Origin of the sequence: Kytococcus sp. HMSC28H12 (assembly GCF_001816045.1) — a bacterium.
Taxonomy (GTDB): Bacteria; Actinomycetota; Actinomycetes; order Actinomycetales; family Dermatophilaceae; genus Kytococcus; species Kytococcus schroeteri.
Genome location: NZ_KV824553.1, coordinates 1 through 4,344 on the forward strand (window position 1 = coordinate 1; position 4,344 = coordinate 4,344).

Below are 4,344 nucleotides of genomic sequence, written 5' to 3' on the forward strand. Positions count from 1 at the left end.
GGGTCGGGGCCGGTGCCCGACCCGGCCGGCCCCTCCTCGTGGTGGTTGGACAGCGCCCGCACGGGCGAGGGCGGGGGCCGGTTCACGATGCTCGGCACCCCCACCGGACCCCATGCGGTGGTGCTGCGCCCCTCGGCCGCACAGGACCCCTTCGCCGTGCTGGAGCACGCCCTGGCCGGGCGCCCGACCCCGCACCGGCAGGATCTGCCCTTCGACCTGCAGGGCGGCTTCGTGGGCTGGCTGGGCTACGAGGCACGGCGCTGGACCGACACCCGCTCGGACGCGCCCCCGGTGGTCCCCGCGGCCACGCCCGAGGCGGTGTGGATGTCAGCCGACCGGTACGCGGTGCTCGACCACGCCACCGGGGACGGGTGGGTGGTGGCCCACTGCCCCGACGAGCCGGCCGCCGTGACCGCTGCAGAGGCCTGGGCCGCCTCCACGCAGCGGGCCCTGCTCGGCGAGGGCGAACCCGGCGCGGACACGGGCCCAGGACCGGACCCGCTGCTCCTGCCCCGGCCAGCGGGCACACCACTGGTGGCCGACGTGGAGGGCTCCCTGCTCGTGGACGCCGCCACCTACGCCGAGCACGTGGAGACCGCCCGCCGGTGGTTGCGCGAGGGCGAGTCCTACGAGCTGTGCCTCACCACGGCCGTGGACGCCCCCTTCACCGGGGAGGTGCTGCCGACCTACCTGCGCCAGCGGCGCACCAACCCGGCGCCCTTCGCCGCCCTGCTGCAGGACGGCGGCACCGCCGTGCTGTGCTCCAGCCCGGAGCGCTTCCTGCACGTGGACGCCCACGGCTCGGTGGAGACCCGCCCCATCAAGGGCACCGCGGCCCGCAGCGACGACCCGGCCGAGGACGCTGCCCGCGCCGCCGCCCTGGCCACGGACCCCAAGACCCGCGCCGAGAACCTCATGGTCGTGGACCTGCTGCGCAACGACCTGGCGCGCGTCTGCCGGCCGGGCACGGTCCGGGTGCCCCGCCTCATGGCGGTGGAGACCCACGCGACGGTGCACCAGCTGGTCACGACGGTGACCGGGCGCCTGCGCGAGGGGGCCGGGGTGGTGGACCTGCTGCGCGCGGCCTTCCCCGGCGGCTCGATGACGGGAGCCCCCAAGGCCCGCTCCACCGACCTGCTCGACCAGCTCGAGGGCCGACCGCGCGGGATCTACGCCGGCACGCTCGGCTACCTCTCGGCCACCGGGACGGCCGACCTGGCCATCGTCATCCGCACCGCCGTCGTGCACGACGGACGCGTCACGGTGGGGGCCGGCGGGGCCGTGGTGCTGGCCTCGGACCCGCGGGCGGAGTACGAGGAGATGCTCACCAAGGCCCGTTCCGCCTGCCGGTGACCCGGCGGAACCGACGCCGAGTCCCGCCCCTCAGCTGTTGCGTCCCCGCGCCGCGACGGGCCACCGCTCGGTGACCACACCGTCGTCGGCCACGAGCAGCTCCTCGGCCAGGTTGACCGCGTTGCACACGTGGTTGGGCACCACGCGCACCACGCTGCCCCGCGGCGGCAGCGGCTCGCCGTCCGGCAGCACCGCCACCGCGTGGTGCTCGCTGAGCACCTCGATGCGCGCACCCGGGTGGTCCAGCAACCGCCCGAAGCCGGTGGCCCAGCCGGCCCGGTCCGCACCGAGGGCCTTGCTCCCGGCGTCCAGGACGAGGCGCCCACCGGCGTGCGAGACCACCGTGGAGTGCACGGTGAGCGCGATGTCCTGGGGCGCACACGTGCCCAGCTCCCACTGCTGCGCGTCGCCGAACACGTAGACGCCCGGGCGCAACTCGTCGAAACCGGCCTCCTCCAGGGCCACCGAGGGGGTGGACCCGCCGGAGACGTGCGGGGTCGGCACCCCGGCGGCGCGCAGGCCGCGGGCAGCCTCGGCCACCGCGTCGGCCTCCTGGCGCACCACCTCCCGCCGGCCCGCGGGCGTGTAGCTGTGTCCGGGGAAGGTGAACAGGCCGCGCACCACGAACCCGGTCTCGATGCCGGCACGCGCCACCGCGCGGGCCTCCTGCGGGGCGCACCCGCTGCGGTGGTGGCCGCTGTCCACCTCCACCACGAGCTCCGGCAGGGCCACCGGCCCCGCGGCGGGCTCCCGGGTGCGCCCCCGCGGTACCTGCCACAGCTCGGCCAGGTGCTGCACACCTTCCACGGAGTCCACGCCCACCGCCAGCCGCACCCGGGTGGCCAGCTCCGCGGCACGCCACGCCTGGTCGGACGTCCACCACACCGGGTAGGCGATGAGCAGGTCGCCGCACCCGGCCTCGGCGAACGCCTCGGCCTCCCCCAGCGTGGCCACGGTGAGGCCCACCGCACCGGCCGCCAGCTGCAGGGCGGCCACCTGCGGGCACTTGTGGGTCTTGGCGTGGGGTCGCAGGGCCTGGCCGCGCTCGGCGGCCGTCGCGGCCATGCGGTCGACATTGGCCTGCAGTCGGGCGCGGTCCAGCACCACCCGCGGGGTGGGCGGCAGGTCGGTCAGGGGAGCGAGCGCCACGTCAGCGCCCCAGCAGCGCGACGAGCTGGTCCATCGGATGGTCCGAGCGGGGCCGCCTGGGCGGCGCAAAGAGACCGGCGGCCTCGCCCTGCGCCACCCGCGGCTTCTCGTAGGCGAAGGCGACGCCCACGGCGTCGGGGAGCACCGGCACCGAGACCCCACCGCCCTGCGCCACGTCCCAGGCGTGCACGGTGAGGTCCACGAGCATCTGGTGGGCGTACTCCCCCGCGGTCTGCATGCCGCCGGAGAAGGCCACCGGCTGGTCCACCTCCTCCACCTGCGCCCACGCCTGGAGCGAGCCCAGCATCGCCATCTGCCACGCACGGCGGGCAGCAGCCGGCGAGCCGCCGAGCCGGTCCCCGTCGTACCGGTCCCCCACCTGCTCCACGCCCTCCCCCCGCAGCAGGTGGGGCACCCACTCGTGCTCGGCCACCACGTGGTTCACCACGTCCTTGACCGACCACTCGCTGCATGGCGTGGGGCGGCCCCAGGCGTCGTCGGGCAACCGCTCGAGCACCACGGCGAAGGCGCGGGCGGACTCCGGCAGCAGGTCGATGGCCTGGCGCGACGTGCTGGGTGCAGTGGTCATGCGCGCACGCTATCCGTCGGCGCCCGGCCTGCCCCGCCCCCGCCCGGCGGACCTGTGGACGAACGGCGGCCGCCACGACCGGCTGGGGACGGGCCGGGCGGCCACACCCCGCCGGGATGACGCACGCCACACCGGACGCATACGGTGGGCCCATGGACCTGCACCGCCCCGAGGCCCCCGAGCCCTACAGCCTGCTGCCGAAGACCGCCGACTTCACCGTCACCAGCGCCGACCTGCGCAACCACGAGCCGATGTCGCGCCGCCACGCCGCCGAGGGCGACGAGACCTCCCCGCAGCTCTCGTGGACCGGTGCCCCCGAGGGCACCAAGTCCTTCGCCGTGTCCTGCTTCGACCCGGACGCCCCCACGCCGGCCGGCTTCTGGCACTGGACGGTCCTGAACATCCCCGCCTCGGTCACCGAGCTGGCCGCGGACGCCGGCGCCGAGGGCGGCCACAACCTGCCCGAGGGCGCCTTCATGGTCTCGGCCGACACCGGCGCCAAGGCCTGGGCCGGCATGGCCCCGCCCCCCGGCGACCGCCCGCACCGCTACATCCTGGCCGTGCACGCCCTGGACACCGAGGACCTGGGGCTGGACAACTCGGCCAGCGCCACCGTGGCCGCGTTCACGATGCTGTTCCACACCATCGGCCGGGGGACCCTCACCGGCACCTACCAGGCCCGGGAGGACTGAGTGGACCGCTCGCTGCCCCAGCAGACCGTGCGCCGGGACGCCTTCCAGCTGGCCCCGGCGCTGGTCCTGACCGGCCTGGTCACCGCGAGCACCGCGCTGCCGGAGTGGATCCCGGACTGGCGCCGCCGCTGGCCCGTGCAGGGGCTGATCATCGCCGGCGCCGCGGCCACCATCGCACTGCGCCCCGACCCGGTGGTCCCCGGCACCGCCGAGGCCTCGTGGAGCCTCACCGAGGGCGCCGAGCCCGTGTCCGGTGAGGACACCACGCAGCTCGCGGAGCACCCCACCGAGGCCGAGCTCCCGAGCACGGCCCAGGGCCTCGACGAGCCGGAGATCCCCTGGCAGCGCATCGTCTTCCCCGGCGTGGTGCTGCTGGCGGCCGGCGCCGCCGGTGGACTGTGGCTCGAGCGCCAGGCCATCGCCTGGGTGGCGCGCCGCGGCGTCTCCCACCCGCGCACCGCGCTCGCCCTGGCCGCCGTGCCCGTCAACTGGTGGGCGCTGCGCCACGACGTCCTGGACGGCTGACCCCGGCACGCACGACGGAGGGGGCGGACCACCAGG

Annotated in this window: 5 protein-coding genes; 3 read left to right on the top strand and 2 right to left on the bottom strand. The window is 76.2% G+C overall.

The annotated features are described in order from the left end of the window. Positions 1 to 1,353 (top strand): anthranilate synthase component I family protein (locus HMPREF3099_RS08335; protein ID WP_141762082.1); only part of this gene is annotated, 1,353 nt, incomplete at its 5' end. A 30-nt stretch (positions 1,354 to 1,383) separates the two neighbouring features. Here HMPREF3099_RS08335 and HMPREF3099_RS08340 read toward each other — a convergent pair. Beyond that, on the bottom strand, positions 1,384 to 2,502 hold the full coding sequence (locus HMPREF3099_RS08340; protein WP_083323636.1) for an alanine racemase: 1,119 nt from the start codon (positions 2,500 to 2,502) through the stop codon (positions 1,384 to 1,386). 1 nt (position 2,503) lies between these two features. After that, positions 2,504 to 3,091 (bottom strand): TIGR03086 family metal-binding protein, encoded by a 588-nt coding sequence (locus HMPREF3099_RS08345; RefSeq protein ID WP_070705544.1) that lies wholly within the window; start codon positions 3,089 to 3,091, stop codon positions 2,504 to 2,506. Between the two features lie 152 nt (positions 3,092 to 3,243). Between HMPREF3099_RS08345 and HMPREF3099_RS08350 the strand changes: the two genes are divergently transcribed. Together HMPREF3099_RS08350 and HMPREF3099_RS08355 are read left to right on the top strand one after the other, a co-directional pair. Further along, entirely contained in the window at positions 3,244 to 3,783 is a 540-nt protein-coding gene (locus HMPREF3099_RS08350) for a YbhB/YbcL family Raf kinase inhibitor-like protein (RefSeq protein WP_070705545.1), read from the top strand. Then, positions 3,784 to 4,308, top strand: a complete 525-nt coding sequence (locus HMPREF3099_RS08355) for a hypothetical protein (protein ID WP_070705546.1) — start codon at positions 3,784 to 3,786, stop codon at positions 4,306 to 4,308. Positions 4,309 to 4,344 lie beyond the last annotated feature (36 nt).

Bases quoted from the DNA above. Each gene is read 5' to 3' on its own strand.
- HMPREF3099_RS08345 (WP_070705544.1), bottom strand. From the start codon at position 3,091: ATGACCACTGCACCCAGCACGTCGCGCCAGGCCATCGACCTGCTGCCG.
- HMPREF3099_RS08350 (WP_070705545.1), top strand. From the start codon at position 3,244: ATGGACCTGCACCGCCCCGAGGCCCCCGAGCCCTACAGCCTGCTGCCG.